Source organism: Aliiroseovarius crassostreae (genome assembly GCF_049803815.1).
Lineage (GTDB): Bacteria > Pseudomonadota > Alphaproteobacteria > Rhodobacterales > Rhodobacteraceae > Aliiroseovarius > Aliiroseovarius crassostreae_A.
Window position 1 is genome coordinate 1 of the sequence record NZ_JBNAGI010000010.1, and the last position, 13,143, is coordinate 13,143.

A 13,143-nucleotide genomic window follows, 5' to 3' on the forward strand; every position below is an offset into this window, starting at 1 on the left:
GAAAACTAGAAAACTAGAAAACTAGAAAACTAGAAAACTAGAAAACTAGAAAACTAGAAAACTAGAAAACTAGAAAACTAGAAAACTAGAAAACTAGAAAACTAGAAAACTAGTTTTCTGGTTTTGTGAATAAAGCGAAAACAGGCTGGGGAAATGACCAGCCTGTTTTGATCTTTTTTGTTCGGTGGGTTTAATCTTTCGGCAGAACCGGTGCGGACTTTTTCAAGGCCAGTTCGGCATCCGAAAAGACCCAGGGCCCGCGCACCCCGCGCACGCCTTCCGGTGCAATTTCCAATTCACGGTGTTGGATCTGCGCGTCGTCAAACGCCTCGCCGATCGAGTTGATCGGACCGGCGGGCACAGTGGCGGCTTCCAACGCGTCCAACAGGTCAACCTTCTGCCACTTCTGCGTTTCGCGCTCGATCTCAATCGTTAGAACCTCGCGGTTTTCCACCCGCAGCTGATTGGTGGTGAAATCCGGATTGTCGCGCAAATCTGGCCGGTCAATCACCTCGCAAAACCGTTGAAACTGCCCGTCATTGCCGACCGCCAGAATAAAGTGCCCATCCGCCGTGGGCAGCACCTGATAGGGTGCGATATTCGGATGGGCGTTTCCGCGCCGTTCGGGGCTTTCTCCGGTCGCCAGATAGTTCATCGCCTGGTTGGCCAGCATCGCCGTGGCGCAATCCAGTAGGGACATGTCGATATGTTGGCCCTTGCCGGTGCGATGGCGCTGTTCAACCGCGGCCAGCACGCCGATGGTGCCATAAAGCCCGGTCACGATATCGGTCACCGCCACACCCACCTTCTGGGGCTGGCGATCCGGTTCGCCGGTGATCGACATCAGCCCTGACATGCCTTGCAGCAAAAAATCATACCCGGCGCGCTTGGCATACGGCCCGTCCTGGCCAAACCCGGTGATCGAGCAATAAATCAGCCGCGGGTTCAGATCTTTCACACTGTCATAATCCAGCCCGTATTTCGCGAGGCCTCCAACCTTGAAATTCTCGATCAGGATATCGGCATCCTTGATCAGCGCGCGGACCTGCTCTTGCCCCTCCGGCGTGCGGAAATCGCAGGTCACACACTCCTTGCCTCGGTTGGCGGCATAGTAATAGGCGGCGGATTTATCACCATCACGTTCGATGAACGGAGGCCCCCATTTGCGCGTGTCATCCCCCGCCGGGCTTTCCACCTTAATCACCTCGGCGCCCAGATCGGCAAGCGATTGACCGATCCAGGGGCCCGCCAGGATACGGGCGAGTTCGACAACTTTCAGTCCGGCAAGTGGGGTCATATTGGGTCCTTACAGATAGGGCGGGGTGCAGGCAGAGATCACCTTGCACACCCGGTCAGACATATTGCGAAACCGATGCGGCTCGCGCGAATTGAACAGATAGGCGTCACCGGCTTTCAGCACGCGGGTCTCATCTCCCACGGTGATTTCCAATTCGCCTTCGATCACGATGCCGCCTTCATTGGCGTCATGTTCGATCATGGTTTCCCCGGTATCGGCGCCGGGTTCATAGCGTTCGTGCAGGATCTGCAACCCGTGCAGCTTGGCGTCGCCCACCTGCTTGAGCGTGATCTTGCGCTGCGCGGCGTCATTGCCCTGATAAAGCAGTGATGTCAGGTCACGCAGTTCTGCGGGTGTATAGAAATTTTGCGATGTCGCCGGGGCATCGGGTTCAAAAAATTCCGACATTGAAATGCCAAATCCGCCCAGAATTTTGCGCAAACTGGCCACGGAAGGGCTGGATCGGTTGGTTTCAATCATCGAAATCTGCCCGTGCGGCACGCCGGCAGATTCGGCCAACTGCCGTTGAGACATGTTAAATTGCTGCCTCAGCTGCTTCAAACGGGTGCCAACGTCAAAATCATCAACCATTGCTCGTATCCTTTCATCGCTTTTGCCCAGATTGGGCGATTCAGCGATCCTTGTCCAAGCTTTGTCCAAACTTACCTCTAGCAATGCTCAATAAATTGAGCAATACAGGATGCGAGAATCAATGAATATGTGAATCGTTCCCCGCGAATTGGGGGCGACCACATCACGTCACTTGTGGAGGAGCCTCACGTGAGCAACACCGAAACCCTCAAAGCCCGCCGCGCCGAGGCCGTCGCCAATGGCGTCGCCACCCGTGGCATTTATGCCGTACGCGCAGAAAATGCCGAATTGTGGGATGCCGATGGCAAACGCTTTATCGACTTCGCCGCCGGGATCGCCGTGAACAACACCGGCCACCGTCACCCGAAGCTGATGGACGCCGTTGCGAAACAATCCGAGGCCTTCACCCATACCTGCTTTCACGTGGCCCCCTATGAAAGCTATATCGCGCTGGCCGAACGCCTGAACGCGTCCACGCCCGGTGACTTCAAGAAAAAGACCATGATGGTCACCACCGGTGCCGAAGCGGTGGAAAACGCCGTGAAGATGGCCCGCGCCTACACCGGTCGTTCCGGCGTGATCGCCTTTTCGGGCGCCTTCCACGGCCGCACCCTGATGGGCATGGCGCTGTGTGGCAAAGTAACCCCCTATAAAAAAGCCTTCGGGGCGATGCCGCCCGAGGTGCTGCACGCGCCGTTCCCGAATGAATTCCATGGTGTGAGTGTCGAACAGTCGCTTTCGATCCTGGACAATATGTTCAAAAGCTCGATCGACCCCGAACGCGTCGCCGCGATGATCATCGAACCCGTGCAGGGCGAGGGTGGCTTCAACATCGCCCAGCCTGAATTCCTGCGCGCCCTGCGCAAGATCTGTGACGATTACGGTATCATCCTGATCGCCGACGAGGTGCAGGCCGGCATCGCGCGGACCGGTAAACTCTTTGCGTTTGAGCACGCGGGCGTGGCCGCCGATCTGGTGACCATGGCCAAGGGCCTGGCGGGCGGCTTTCCGCTCTCAGCCGTCACCGGCCGGGCCGAGGTTGTCGATGCTGCCCCTGTGGGCGGCATCGGCGGCACCTATGCCGGGAACCCGCTGGCGGTGGCCGCGGCCAATGCCGTCTTTGACGTGATCGAAGAAGAGAACCTGTGCGAACGCGCCACCGAAATTGGTGACAAGGTCAAGGCGCGCCTGAACGCGCTGGCAGATCGCCAGGGCATGGAAGCCATTGGCGACGTGCGCGGCCTGGGCGCGATGATCGCCTTCGAACTGGTCACTGACCGTGACACCAACAACCCGGACCCCGCACTGACCCAGGCCATCGTGGCCGAGGCCGAAGCGCGCGGTCTGATCATCCTGCCCTGCGGCACCCGCGCCAATGCCGTGCGCCTTCTGCCGCCGCTGACCGTTCCGATGGAGCAGGTCGACGAGGCATTGGACATCCTCGAGGCTTCCATCGAAGCCGCCATCAGCAAAATTGCCGCGTAAGCCCGCGAAAAGGAGACATAGATATGGCGAAAGATCTTGCCCCCCAATCCCAGCCTGCGCTGGGGTCGTTCAACTGGGACGATGCGTTTTTGCTGGAAGACCAGCTGCAAGAAGACGAGCGCATGGTGCGCGATGCGGCGCGTGCTTATGCCGAGGACAAGCTCATGCCCCGCGTGACCGACGCCTTTGCCAAGGAAGAAACCGATCCGGAAATTTTCCGCGAGATGGGCGAAATGGGTCTTCTCGGCACCACCATCCCGGAAAAATTCGGCGGCATTGGCGCGGGCTATGTGACCTATGGTCTGGTTGCGCGCGAAGTGGAGCGGGTGGACAGCGGCTATCGTTCGATGATGTCGGTGCAGTCCTCGTTGGTGATGTACCCGATTTACGCCTATGGCACTGAAGAACAACGGGAAAAATACCTGCCGAAACTGGCCTCGGGCGAGTGGATTGGCTGTTTTGGTCTGACCGAACCCGACGCTGGCTCCGATCCCGGCAGCATGAAAACCACCGCGAAAAAGACCGATGGTGGCTATGTGCTGAACGGCAGCAAAATGTGGATTTCCAACGCGCCGATCGCGGACGTCTTTGTGGTCTGGGCCAAATCCGACGCCCATGAAGGGAAAATTAAGGGGTTTGTGCTGGATAAGGGCACCAAAGGCCTGTCCGCGCCGAAAATCGAGGGCAAACAGAGCCTGCGCGCGTCGATCACCGGCGAAATTGTCATGGACAATGTTGAGGTCGGCGAAGACGCTTTGCTGCCGGATGTCTCCGGTCTGAAAGGCCCGTTTGGCTGTCTGAACCGCGCGCGTTACGGCATTGCCTGGGGCGCGATGGGCGCGGCTGAGGCCTGCTGGCACGGCGCGCGTCAATATGGGTTGGACCGCAAGCAATTCGGTAAACCCTTGGCGCAAATGCAACTTTTCCAGTTGAAACTGGCGAATATGCAAACCGAGATCACCCTGGGCCTGCAAGCCGCGCTGCGGGTGGGCCGCCTGATGGACGAGGCAAAAGCCGCGCCGGAGATGGTGTCGCTGATCAAGCGCAACAATTGCGGCAAGGCGCTCGATATCGCGCGTCTGGCCCGCGACATGCATGGCGGCAACGGCATTTCGCAGGACTTCCACGTGATTCGTCACATGGTGAACCTGGAAACCGTGAACACCTATGAAGGCACCCACGACGTGCATGCCCTGATCCTGGGCCGCGCACAAACCGGGCTGCAGGCGTTTTATTAATTCCGCGCCTTAAAAGAATAACCGGCTGCTTATTCCTCTTGGCGGCCGGTTCTAGAGGAAAGCCGAACTTGATCTCCCCATGATGTCACAAGGGCTTTCCTCACCCCCTTTCCGACCCCGCCGAGTTCAAAGCTCGCCGTGGTTCCCCCACCATCAGATATGACGAGAGCGACCATGAAGCAGAACCTGATTGCCGGTGAATGGCTGGACGGCGTGGATGCCGCCCCGAACCTCAACCCCGCGGACCTGTCGGATGTGATTGGCGACTACGCCCATGCGTCCCAGGAACAGGTGGATGACGCGGTGGCGGCGGCCAATGCGGCGCTGCCAGCCTGGGCCAATGCCTCGCCGCAGGTGCGCGCGGATCTGTTGGAAACGGTCGCGGCCGAGATCTTTGCCCGCAAGGATGAAATCGGCACCATTCTGGCCCGCGAAGAGGGCAAGACCCTGGCCGAAGCAATCGGCGAGACCGCCCGTGCGGCGCAGATTTTCCGGTTTTTTGCGGGTGAAGCGATCCGGGTTGCGGGCGATGCGATTGCCTCGGTCCGTCCGGATGTGGACGTGGATGTGGTGCGGGAACCGGTGGGTGTGGTCGGCATGATCACCCCCTGGAACTTCCCCATCGCGATCCCCGCGTGGAAGATTGCGCCGGCGCTGGCCTATGGCAACACGGTGGTCTTTAAGCCTGCCGACCTGACGCCAGGCTCGGCCCATCTTCTGGCCGAAATCCTGCACAAGGCCGGCGTGCCCGCGGGCGTGTTCAACCTTGTGATGGGCCGTGGATCGGTTGTGGGGCAGGCGATTGTCGACCACCCCGGCGTGAATGCGATCACCTTCACCGGGTCCGTTCCCGTGGGCCGCAACATGGCGGTGGACGCCGCGCGCGGCATGAAAAAGCTGCAGATGGAGATGGGCGGCAAGAACCCAATGGTCATCATGGATGACGCCGAGATGGACATTGCTGTTTCGACCGTGCTGAACGGGGCGTTCTTCTCGACCGGGCAACGCTGCACCGCGTCCTCGCGCATCATCGTGCAGGCGGGCATCCATGACGCATTTGTCGACCGCCTGTCGGCGGAAATGCAGGCGCTGACCGTGGGCAATCCGCTGGACGTGGCCACGCAGATCGGGCCGGTGGTGTCGGAAGGTCAGCTGAACGGCAACCTCGGTTACGTGGATCTGGCCCGCGAAGAGGGGGCCGAGGTGATCGGCGGCGACCGTCTGAACCGCGACACCGAAGGGTTCTTCCAGGCCCCTGCGATGTTTGTGGGTGCCACCAACCAGATGCGATCAAGCCGCGAAGAGATCTTTGGCCCCTGCGCCTCGATCATCAAGGTTGCCGATTTCGACGAGGCGCTTTCCGTGTCCAATGACACCGAATTTGGCCTTTCCTCTGGCATTTGCACCTCAAACCTGAAATATGCGCGTGAGTTTAAGCGCAAGTCGCAAGCCGGGATGGTGATGGTGAACCTGCCCACCGCAGGGGTCGATTACCACGTGCCCTTCGGGGGGCGCAAAGGGTCCAGCTATGGCTCGCGCGAACAGGGGCGCTATGCGGCGGAATTCTACACCACCGTGAAAACCGCCTATAGCTTTGCGGGGTAAGAGGATGGACATTCAAACCGTTGGGGTGATCGGGGCAGGGCAGATGGGCAACGGGATTGCCCATGTCTTTGCCACGTCCGGCTACAAGGTTCTGCTGAACGATATTTCCGAAGATGCACTGGCCGCGGCCATGGCGCGGATCGAAAAGAACACCGCACGGCAGGTGTCAAAAGGCGCGCTGAGCGAGGCAACGCGGGACGCGGCGCTGGCCAATATCCGCACCACGTCTGAGCTGGGCGAATTGGGCGGCACCGATCTGGTGATCGAGGCGGCCACGGAACGCGAAGAGATCAAGGACCAGATCTTTGCCGGTCTCGCGCCGTCGCTGGGTGAAAACACGATCCTGACCACCAACACCTCGTCCCTGTCGATCACGCGGCTTGCCGCCAAGACCGACCGGCCCGAACGGTTCATGGGGTTTCATTTCATGAACCCGGTGCCGGTGATGAAACTGGTCGAACTGATCCGGGGCATTGCCACCTCGGAAGAAACCTATCAGACCCTGTTGGGGGTCGTTGACCGCCTGGGCAAAACCGCCGCCAGTGCCGAGGATTACCCGGCCTTCATCGTGAACCGGATCCTGATCCCGATGATCAACGAAGCCTGTTATGCGCTTTACGAAGGCGTGGGATCGGTGGCGTCGATTGATGCGTCAATGAAACTGGGCGCGAACCATCCGATGGGTCCGCTCGAACTCGGGGATTTTATCGGTCTGGACACCTGTCTGGCGATCATGAACGTGCTGCATGACGGGTTGGCCGATACGAAATATCGCCCCTGTCCGCTGTTGGTGAAATATGTCGAAGCGGGCTGGGTCGGGCGCAAGGCCGGTCGTGGGTTTTACGACTATCGCGGCGAGACCCCGGTGCCGACCCGCTGATCCTGGACCAGACCCGAATTCAAACCCATCCCGGTTCGCCCGGGGTGGGTTTTTTTATGGGAAATTGATCTCGCGCAGGGACAGGGGTTGAAATATATTCAAAAAAATGCATATGAAATCCAGACCGCGAACGGAAAGGACACCCCATGCTGCGCTTTTTGCTGACCACCCTGCCGCTTTTGGCGCTTCCCGCGCTGGCCCAGGCAGAGATTTCTCACACCGTGACCCCGGTCGTGATCCCGGAATGGAAAGCCGTTTTCGGCAAGGTCGAACCGCGTGATAATGTGCCCGCGCGCACGCGTTTGGGCGGCACGTTGATCGAGGTGCTGGTCAGCGAAGGGGATCAGGTCAGCGAAGGGCAGCAAATTGGCCTTGTGTCCGATGAAAAGCTCGCTCTGCGCCTGTCGGCGGTGGACGCAACGCTGACCTCTTTGAACGCGCAACTGGCCAATGCCGAGGCCGAGTTGACACGCGGTGAAAGCCTGGTGGAACGGGGTGTCGCCACCGCCCAGCGGCTGGATGCGCTGCGCACGCAGGTCGATGTGGTCAAAGGCCAGATCGCCGCGACCCGGGCCGAACGGCAAGTGATTGAGCAACAGGCCACCGAAGGGGCCGTGCTGGCGCCCATCGCCGGGCGTGTTCTGAGCGTCCCGGTGACCAAGGGGGCGGTGGTGATGCCGGGCGAGGCCATGGCGATGATCGGGGGCGGGGGGGTCTTTCTGCGCCTCGCCGTGCCCGAACGCCACGCGCATCATCTGGCCGAAGGGGCCGAGATCCAGATCGGCACCGACGGGCAGGCGCAGACCGGGCGGCTTGCCAAGCTATACCCGCAGATCGAAAACGGCCGAGTAATTGCCGATGTCGAGGTGGATGCGCTGGACGCCAGCTTTGTGAATGCCCGCGTGCTGGTGCGCCTGCCGGTGGGCAGCGCCGAGAAACTGGTGGTCCCGCTGGACGCCGTGGTCACCCGTATGGGGCTCGATTTCGTGACAATCCGCGGGAAAGAGGCCCCGATCGAACGGGCCGTGGTTCTGGGCGAACCGGTGACGGTTGACGGGACCCGGATGATCGAAGTGCTCACCGGTCTGACCGTGGGCGATGTTGTGATCGACCCGATCACCCCAATCACTGGGGGCAGCCATGAGTGACCAATCGCACAAAACGCCGCTGGGCATTGCCGGGGGGCTGACCAAGGCCTTCATTCAGTCGGCGCTGACGCCCCTGATGATCCTTGCGGCCCTTGCCGTGGGGCTGGTCGCGCTGGGGGCCCTTCCGCGCGAGGAAGAGCCGCAAATCTCGGTCCCCTTGGTGGACATCCACATGCAGGCCCCCGGGCTGCGCGCCGAAGACGCGATGAAGCTGGTGACCGAACCGATGGAAACCATCGTCAAGGGCTTGGGTGGGGTCGAGCATGTCTATTCCTCGACCCGCGATGATTACGCGATGGTCACCGCGCGCTTCTTGGTGGGCACCTCGTCGGATGCCGCCGTGTTGCGGGTGCATGACAAGGTGAATGCCAATCTTGACCGGATCCCGGTCGGGATCGACAAACCGCTGATCGTGGGGCGTGGCATTGATGATGTGGCCATCGTCGCGCTGACCCTGACGCCGGACCCCCATGCGGGCGACGTGACCGCGGGTGATATCACCCGCGTGGCGCGCGAATTGCAGGTCGAGATGTCCAAGATCCAGGATGTGGGCCTGACCTATCTGGTGGGCGATGCGTCCGAGGTGATCCGCATCGCGCCCGACCCGGAACGGCTCGCGCTTTATGGCATCACGCTGCAGCAGTTGACCGGCAAGGTTCAGGCCGCCAACCGCGCCTTTTCCACCGGGCTGATCCGGGACAAGGGCGAGCAAGTGGCGCTGGTCGCCGGCAAAACCCTGCGCGCGCCGGCTGAAATTGCCAACCTGCTGCTTACCGCCCGCGATGGGCGCGCCGTTTACGTGCGTGACGTTGCGGATGTGAGCTTTGTGCCCGACACGTCCCAAAGCATCGTCAGCCAGATCACCCGCGATGACCACGGCCTGCACCGCACCCCGGCGGTCACGCTGGCGATTGCCAAACGGGCCGGGGCCAACGCCGTGATCGTCGCGGAAGAGGTGCTGCATAAGGTCGAGGCGCTGAAAGGCAGCCTGATCCCCGACAGCCTGAACGTGGCCATCACCCGCGATTATGGCGAGACCGCCAATGAAAAGGCCAACGAGCTTCTGTTCCATCTGGGCCTCGCCACCATTTCCATCGTCGGGCTGGTGCTGTTGGCCATCGGGTGGCGCGAAAGCATCGTGGTCGCGGTGGTGATCCCCGTGACCATCCTGCTCACGCTCTTTTCCGCCTGGATCATGGGCTATACGCTCAACCGTGTGTCGCTTTTTGCGCTGATCTTCTCGATCGGGATCCTGGTGGATGACGCGATTGTGGTGATTGAAAACATCGCGCGGCACTGGGCGATGAAGGACAAGGCGGATCGGGTCACCAAGGCGATCCGCGCGGTGGCCGAGGTGGGCAACCCGACCATTGTGGCGACGCTGACCGTGGTGGCCGCCCTCTTGCCGATGCTCTTTGTGTCGGGCCTGATGGGGCCATACATGTCGCCCATTCCGGCCAACGCTTCTGCAGCGATGATCTTCTCGTTCTTCGTGGCGGTGATTATCACCCCGTGGTTGATGATCAAGATCGCGGGCAAGGCCCCCGCTCATGATCCCTCGCATGATCCTTCGGGCGAGGGCACCCATGGCGGGCGTCTTGGTGCGATCTACTCCGCCGTGGCCCGCCCGGTCCTGAAAACCAAGGCCCGCAGCCTGACCTTCCTGATCGCAGCCATTGTGCTCAGCTTCGGCTCGCTCGGGCTGCTGTACACCAAGGACGTCACCGTCAAACTGCTGCCCTTTGACAATAAATCCGAGCTTTCGGTGGTGATCGACCTGCCCGAAGGCGCGTCGGTGGAAGCGACCGATGCGGTGGCGCAGGATGTGGCGCGGCTGGTGATGGATTTGCCCGAGGTCATTTCGGTCGAAACCCATGCCGGCACCGCCAGCCCGTTCAACTTCAACGGTCTCGTGCGCCATTACTATCTGCGCGAAGAACCGCAGATGGGTGAGGTGGCGATCCTTCTGGCCCCGAAACATGACCGCGACCGCACCAGCCATGACATCGCGCTGGAGATCCGTGAGCGGATGAAGGCGCTGGATCTGCCCCCCGGTACCGCGATGAAAACGGTTGAACCGCCCCCCGGCCCCCCGGTGATCGCCACCCTGCTGGCCGAGGTCTATGGCCCCACACCAGAGGCGCGCCGCGAGGCCGCAACCAAAATCCGTCAGGCCTTTGAAAGCGTGCCTTACGTGGTTGACGTGGATGACAGTTTCGGCACGCAACCGCGAAAGCTCCGCGCCGAGATTTCCACCGATGCGCTGGAATTTCACGGCGTGCAGGAAGGCGACGTGTTCCAGACATTGGCGATGCTGAATGCGGCCAACACCGTGGGGTATTCTCATCGCGGCGAGGGGCGCAACCCGTTGCCCATCGTGATCGAACGCGACAAATCCGACAGGGTGCTGGATGAACGCTTCCTGTCCACGCCGATCCCTGCCAATACCCTGCCCGGTGCGCGTGGCGTGGTGGAACTGGGTGACGTCATCACCGTGACGGAAGAACGCGCCAGCTTCCCGATCTTTCGCCACAATGGCCGCGCCACCGAGATGGTGCAGGCCGAACTGGCGGGTGACTTCGAAGCGCCACTTTACGGGATGCTCGCCGTGGCCGAGGCGCTGGATCAGATGGATTGGGCCCCCGGCACCAAACCGGTCGTTCGCATGAACGGCCAGCCCGAGGATGAAAGCGTGGTGACGCTTTTGTGGGATGGTGAATGGGAAGTGACCTGGGTCACCTTCCGCGATATGGGCGCGGCCTTTGCCGTGGCGCTTCTTGGGATATACATCCTGGTGGTGGCGCAATTTGGCTCGTTCAAACTGCCCTTGGTGATCCTCACGCCGATCCCGCTGACTTTCCTTGGCATCATGGCAGGCCACTGGATCTTTGCCGCCCCTTTCTCGGCCACCTCGATGATTGGCTTTATTGCGCTGGCCGGGATCATCGTGCGCAATTCAATCCTGTTGGTGGATTTCATCCGTCACGCGGACCCGGCGCAGGACAAGACCGAGATCCTGATCGAAGCGGGCGCGATCCGGTTCAAACCGATCCTGCTGACGGCGATCGCGGCGATGATCGGCGCGGTGGTGATCCTGGCGGACCCGATCTTTCAGGGGCTTGCGATTTCGCTTCTGTTCGGGTTGCTCAGCTCCACCCTGCTGACCGTTCTGGTGATCCCGGCGATCTACAAGGTGTTCCGGACCTGAAAAACGAAAGGGCGCCACCTTGGCGCCCTTTTCATTCCGATCTGCCCGTGGCCTCAAGCGCCCAGGCCAACAGCGCGTCGGGCTCAGGTGGCAGTTCCTCCGCCTCACCCACATAGTCCAGAAAGGCCGCAACCGTGGTGCCTGCCACACCGATGATCGCGGGCATATTTTGCGACAGCGCCTCGCCCACCGCATGGCGAAACCCGCGCCCCTCGGCTTCCTGTTTGCCAAACTTGTTGACGATCAACAGGTCCGCGCCCTTTTCAATCTGCCGCTCCGTCGCCGCCACCGCGGTTTCCAGCGCCTCGGGGTTCAGTTTGCAGCCATTGGCGCCTGCGCCCAGATATTGGCTGATGCGGATCTTCGGCCCGTCGGGCAGCACCAGCACATCCATGTCACAATGAAACTCTTCCTCACGTTCCGTGTCCAACTGCACGGTCCCCGCAAGGCGCACGCCCCGGTCGGCCAGCGCCTCGGCAACGCCTGCCAAAAGTTCATTGGTTTTGCCGCGCCCCGGCGCGATCACATAGGCCAGTTTCATTGCATTTCTCCTGCAGCTTCTCGCATGCCAAGCAATGCGGGCCGTGTCAATTCACCTGCGCGTCAGGGCTTGATTTCGGATCCAACCCGTGCCCCAGTGCAGGGACAGTGAAGGAGCGCGCGATGAAGCTGGACACCCCCGAAACAATGCCCCCTCAGGATGCGGAAACCCGCAAGGCCATTGCGCCGGTGATCTGTTACCCGCCGGACACACTGACACCCGCGCCGCTGGATCTTTATCGCACCGCCCGCGCCACGGCGCAGAAGGTGGACGAGGTGTTGGTGCCTGCCCGCGATGCGCGCTGTTTTTCCGTGCCCGCGGGCAGTTTCTTTCGCATCACCTCGGTTGACGGCCCGCAGGTGGGGGACCTCAATCTGTGGAACGCGGGCGACATCCACGAACGCTTCTATTCCGGCAAAACCCGCGCCCTGCATGGCACCCACCTGTCAACCGGAGACCGCATGTGGTCGAGCTTTCCGGCCATGCGCCCGATGGCGACCATCACCGCAGATACGCTCGATTGGTACGGGTTCGACGATTTCGGTGGGTCGGTGCATGACGTGATCGGCACGCGCTGCGACCCTTACACCCACAACCTTCTGTCGGGCGGGCAATATCACCACTGCTGCCACTCCAACCTGACCCGCGCGCTGGCCGATCATCTGGGCGTATCCCCGGCCGAGGCCGAATCCGACGTGCATGATGTGCTGAACGTCTTCATGTGCACCGGATTTACCCGCGACACCGGCCAGTATTTCATGAAAGCCAGCCCGGTGCGCCCAGGAGATCACCTCGAATTTTTCGCCGAAATCGACCTCATCGGCGGGCTTTCCGCCTGTCCGGGCGGCGATTGCTCGTCGGAACACAGCTCCGACACCGCTGCCTGTTACCCGCTTTTGGTTGAGGTGTTCACGCCGGAAGAAGGCAGCCTTGCAGGATGGGCCCCGCCACCCGCGAATGGCTACGACCGCTCCCACGGGCGCCGATAGGCTTATTTTCTAATCATAAATATCCTGGGGTTCGAGGGCTTCCCGGAATTGATCCGGGGGATCAATTCGCCCGAAGAACGGGCGGAGCCCTGGGACAAAGCGTGGCGGGCAAAGCCCCTGCCGAGCGAAGCGAGGCCACGCCCAAGCCTGTCGACCGTCAG

At 61.1% G+C, this 13,143-nt stretch carries 10 protein-coding genes; 7 read left to right on the top strand and 3 right to left on the bottom strand.

Features of this window, described 5'->3' with window-relative positions; translation table 11 throughout:
- Window positions 1-190: 190 nt before the first annotated feature.
- Together ACP15V_RS17215 and ACP15V_RS17220 are read right to left on the bottom strand one after the other, a co-directional pair.
- Window positions 191-1,297 (bottom strand): CaiB/BaiF CoA transferase family protein, encoded by a 1,107-nt coding sequence (locus tag ACP15V_RS17215; RefSeq protein ID WP_424944950.1) that lies wholly within the window; start codon window positions 1,295-1,297, stop codon window positions 191-193.
- 9 nt (window positions 1,298-1,306) lie between these two features.
- Window positions 1,307-1,888, bottom strand: a complete 582-nt coding sequence (locus tag ACP15V_RS17220) for a cupin domain-containing protein (RefSeq protein ID WP_424944951.1) — start codon at window positions 1,886-1,888, stop codon at window positions 1,307-1,309.
- Window positions 1,889-2,077: 189 nt separating this feature from the next.
- Here ACP15V_RS17220 and gabT point away from each other — a divergent pair, with 189 nt between their 5' ends.
- The 6 genes from gabT to ACP15V_RS17250 all read left to right on the top strand — a co-directional run bounded on the left by gabT (window position 2,078) and on the right by ACP15V_RS17250 (window position 11,452).
- Complete coding sequence (gene gabT, locus ACP15V_RS17225; RefSeq protein ID WP_424944952.1) at window positions 2,078-3,373, top strand: 4-aminobutyrate--2-oxoglutarate transaminase; 1,296 nt, start codon at window positions 2,078-2,080, stop codon at window positions 3,371-3,373.
- 23 nt (window positions 3,374-3,396) lie between these two features.
- Complete coding sequence (locus ACP15V_RS17230; RefSeq protein ID WP_424944953.1) at window positions 3,397-4,611, top strand: acyl-CoA dehydrogenase; 1,215 nt, start codon at window positions 3,397-3,399, stop codon at window positions 4,609-4,611.
- 159 nt (window positions 4,612-4,770) lie between these two features.
- Window positions 4,771-6,216: an aldehyde dehydrogenase family protein gene (locus tag ACP15V_RS17235; protein WP_424944074.1), complete on the top strand. Its 1,446-nt coding sequence runs from the start codon at window positions 4,771-4,773 to the stop codon at window positions 6,214-6,216.
- A 4-nt stretch (window positions 6,217-6,220) separates the two neighbouring features.
- Window positions 6,221-7,096, top strand: a complete 876-nt coding sequence (locus ACP15V_RS17240) for a 3-hydroxybutyryl-CoA dehydrogenase (RefSeq protein ID WP_424944075.1) — start codon at window positions 6,221-6,223, stop codon at window positions 7,094-7,096.
- 146 nt (window positions 7,097-7,242) lie between these two features.
- Window positions 7,243-8,244 (top strand): efflux RND transporter periplasmic adaptor subunit, encoded by a 1,002-nt coding sequence (locus tag ACP15V_RS17245; protein ID WP_424944076.1) that lies wholly within the window; start codon window positions 7,243-7,245, stop codon window positions 8,242-8,244.
- Entirely contained in the window at window positions 8,237-11,452 is a 3,216-nt protein-coding gene (locus ACP15V_RS17250; RefSeq protein ID WP_424944077.1) for an efflux RND transporter permease subunit, read from the top strand. Before ACP15V_RS17245 ends, ACP15V_RS17250 begins: the two co-directional genes overlap by 8 nt.
- Window positions 11,453-11,483: 31 nt before the next feature.
- Here ACP15V_RS17250 and ACP15V_RS17255 read toward each other — a convergent pair whose 3' ends face one another.
- A complete protein-coding gene (locus ACP15V_RS17255; RefSeq protein ID WP_424944078.1) occupies window positions 11,484-11,993 on the bottom strand; it encodes a DUF2478 domain-containing protein in 510 nt (169 codons plus the stop codon).
- A 122-nt stretch (window positions 11,994-12,115) separates the two neighbouring features.
- Between ACP15V_RS17255 and ACP15V_RS17260 the strand changes: the two genes are divergently transcribed.
- Window positions 12,116-12,982, top strand: coding sequence for an urea carboxylase-associated family protein (locus tag ACP15V_RS17260; protein ID WP_424944079.1), 867 nt, complete (start codon window positions 12,116-12,118; stop codon window positions 12,980-12,982).
- Window positions 12,983-13,143: the final 161 nt, after the last annotated feature.

What these genes read in the sequence shown, in the direction of transcription:
- ACP15V_RS17230 (WP_424944953.1), top strand. Translation starts at nt 3,397, where the DNA reads ATGGCGAAAGATCTTGCCCCCCAATCCCAGCCTGCGCTGGGGTCGTTC.
- ACP15V_RS17245 (WP_424944076.1), top strand. Translation starts at nt 7,243, where the DNA reads ATGCTGCGCTTTTTGCTGACCACCCTGCCGCTTTTGGCGCTTCCCGCG.
- ACP15V_RS17240 (WP_424944075.1), top strand. Translation starts at nt 6,221, where the DNA reads ATGGACATTCAAACCGTTGGGGTGATCGGGGCAGGGCAGATGGGCAAC.
- ACP15V_RS17220 (WP_424944951.1), bottom strand. Translation starts at nt 1,888, where the DNA reads ATGGTTGATGATTTTGACGTTGGCACCCGTTTGAAGCAGCTGAGGCAG.
- ACP15V_RS17215 (WP_424944950.1), bottom strand. Translation starts at nt 1,297, where the DNA reads ATGACCCCACTTGCCGGACTGAAAGTTGTCGAACTCGCCCGTATCCTG.
- ACP15V_RS17235 (WP_424944074.1), top strand. Translation starts at nt 4,771, where the DNA reads ATGACGAGAGCGACCATGAAGCAGAACCTGATTGCCGGTGAATGGCTG.
- ACP15V_RS17250 (WP_424944077.1), top strand. Translation starts at nt 8,237, where the DNA reads ATGAGTGACCAATCGCACAAAACGCCGCTGGGCATTGCCGGGGGGCTG.
- ACP15V_RS17255 (WP_424944078.1), bottom strand. Translation starts at nt 11,993, where the DNA reads ATGAAACTGGCCTATGTGATCGCGCCGGGGCGCGGCAAAACCAATGAA.
- ACP15V_RS17260 (WP_424944079.1), top strand. Translation starts at nt 12,116, where the DNA reads ATGAAGCTGGACACCCCCGAAACAATGCCCCCTCAGGATGCGGAAACC.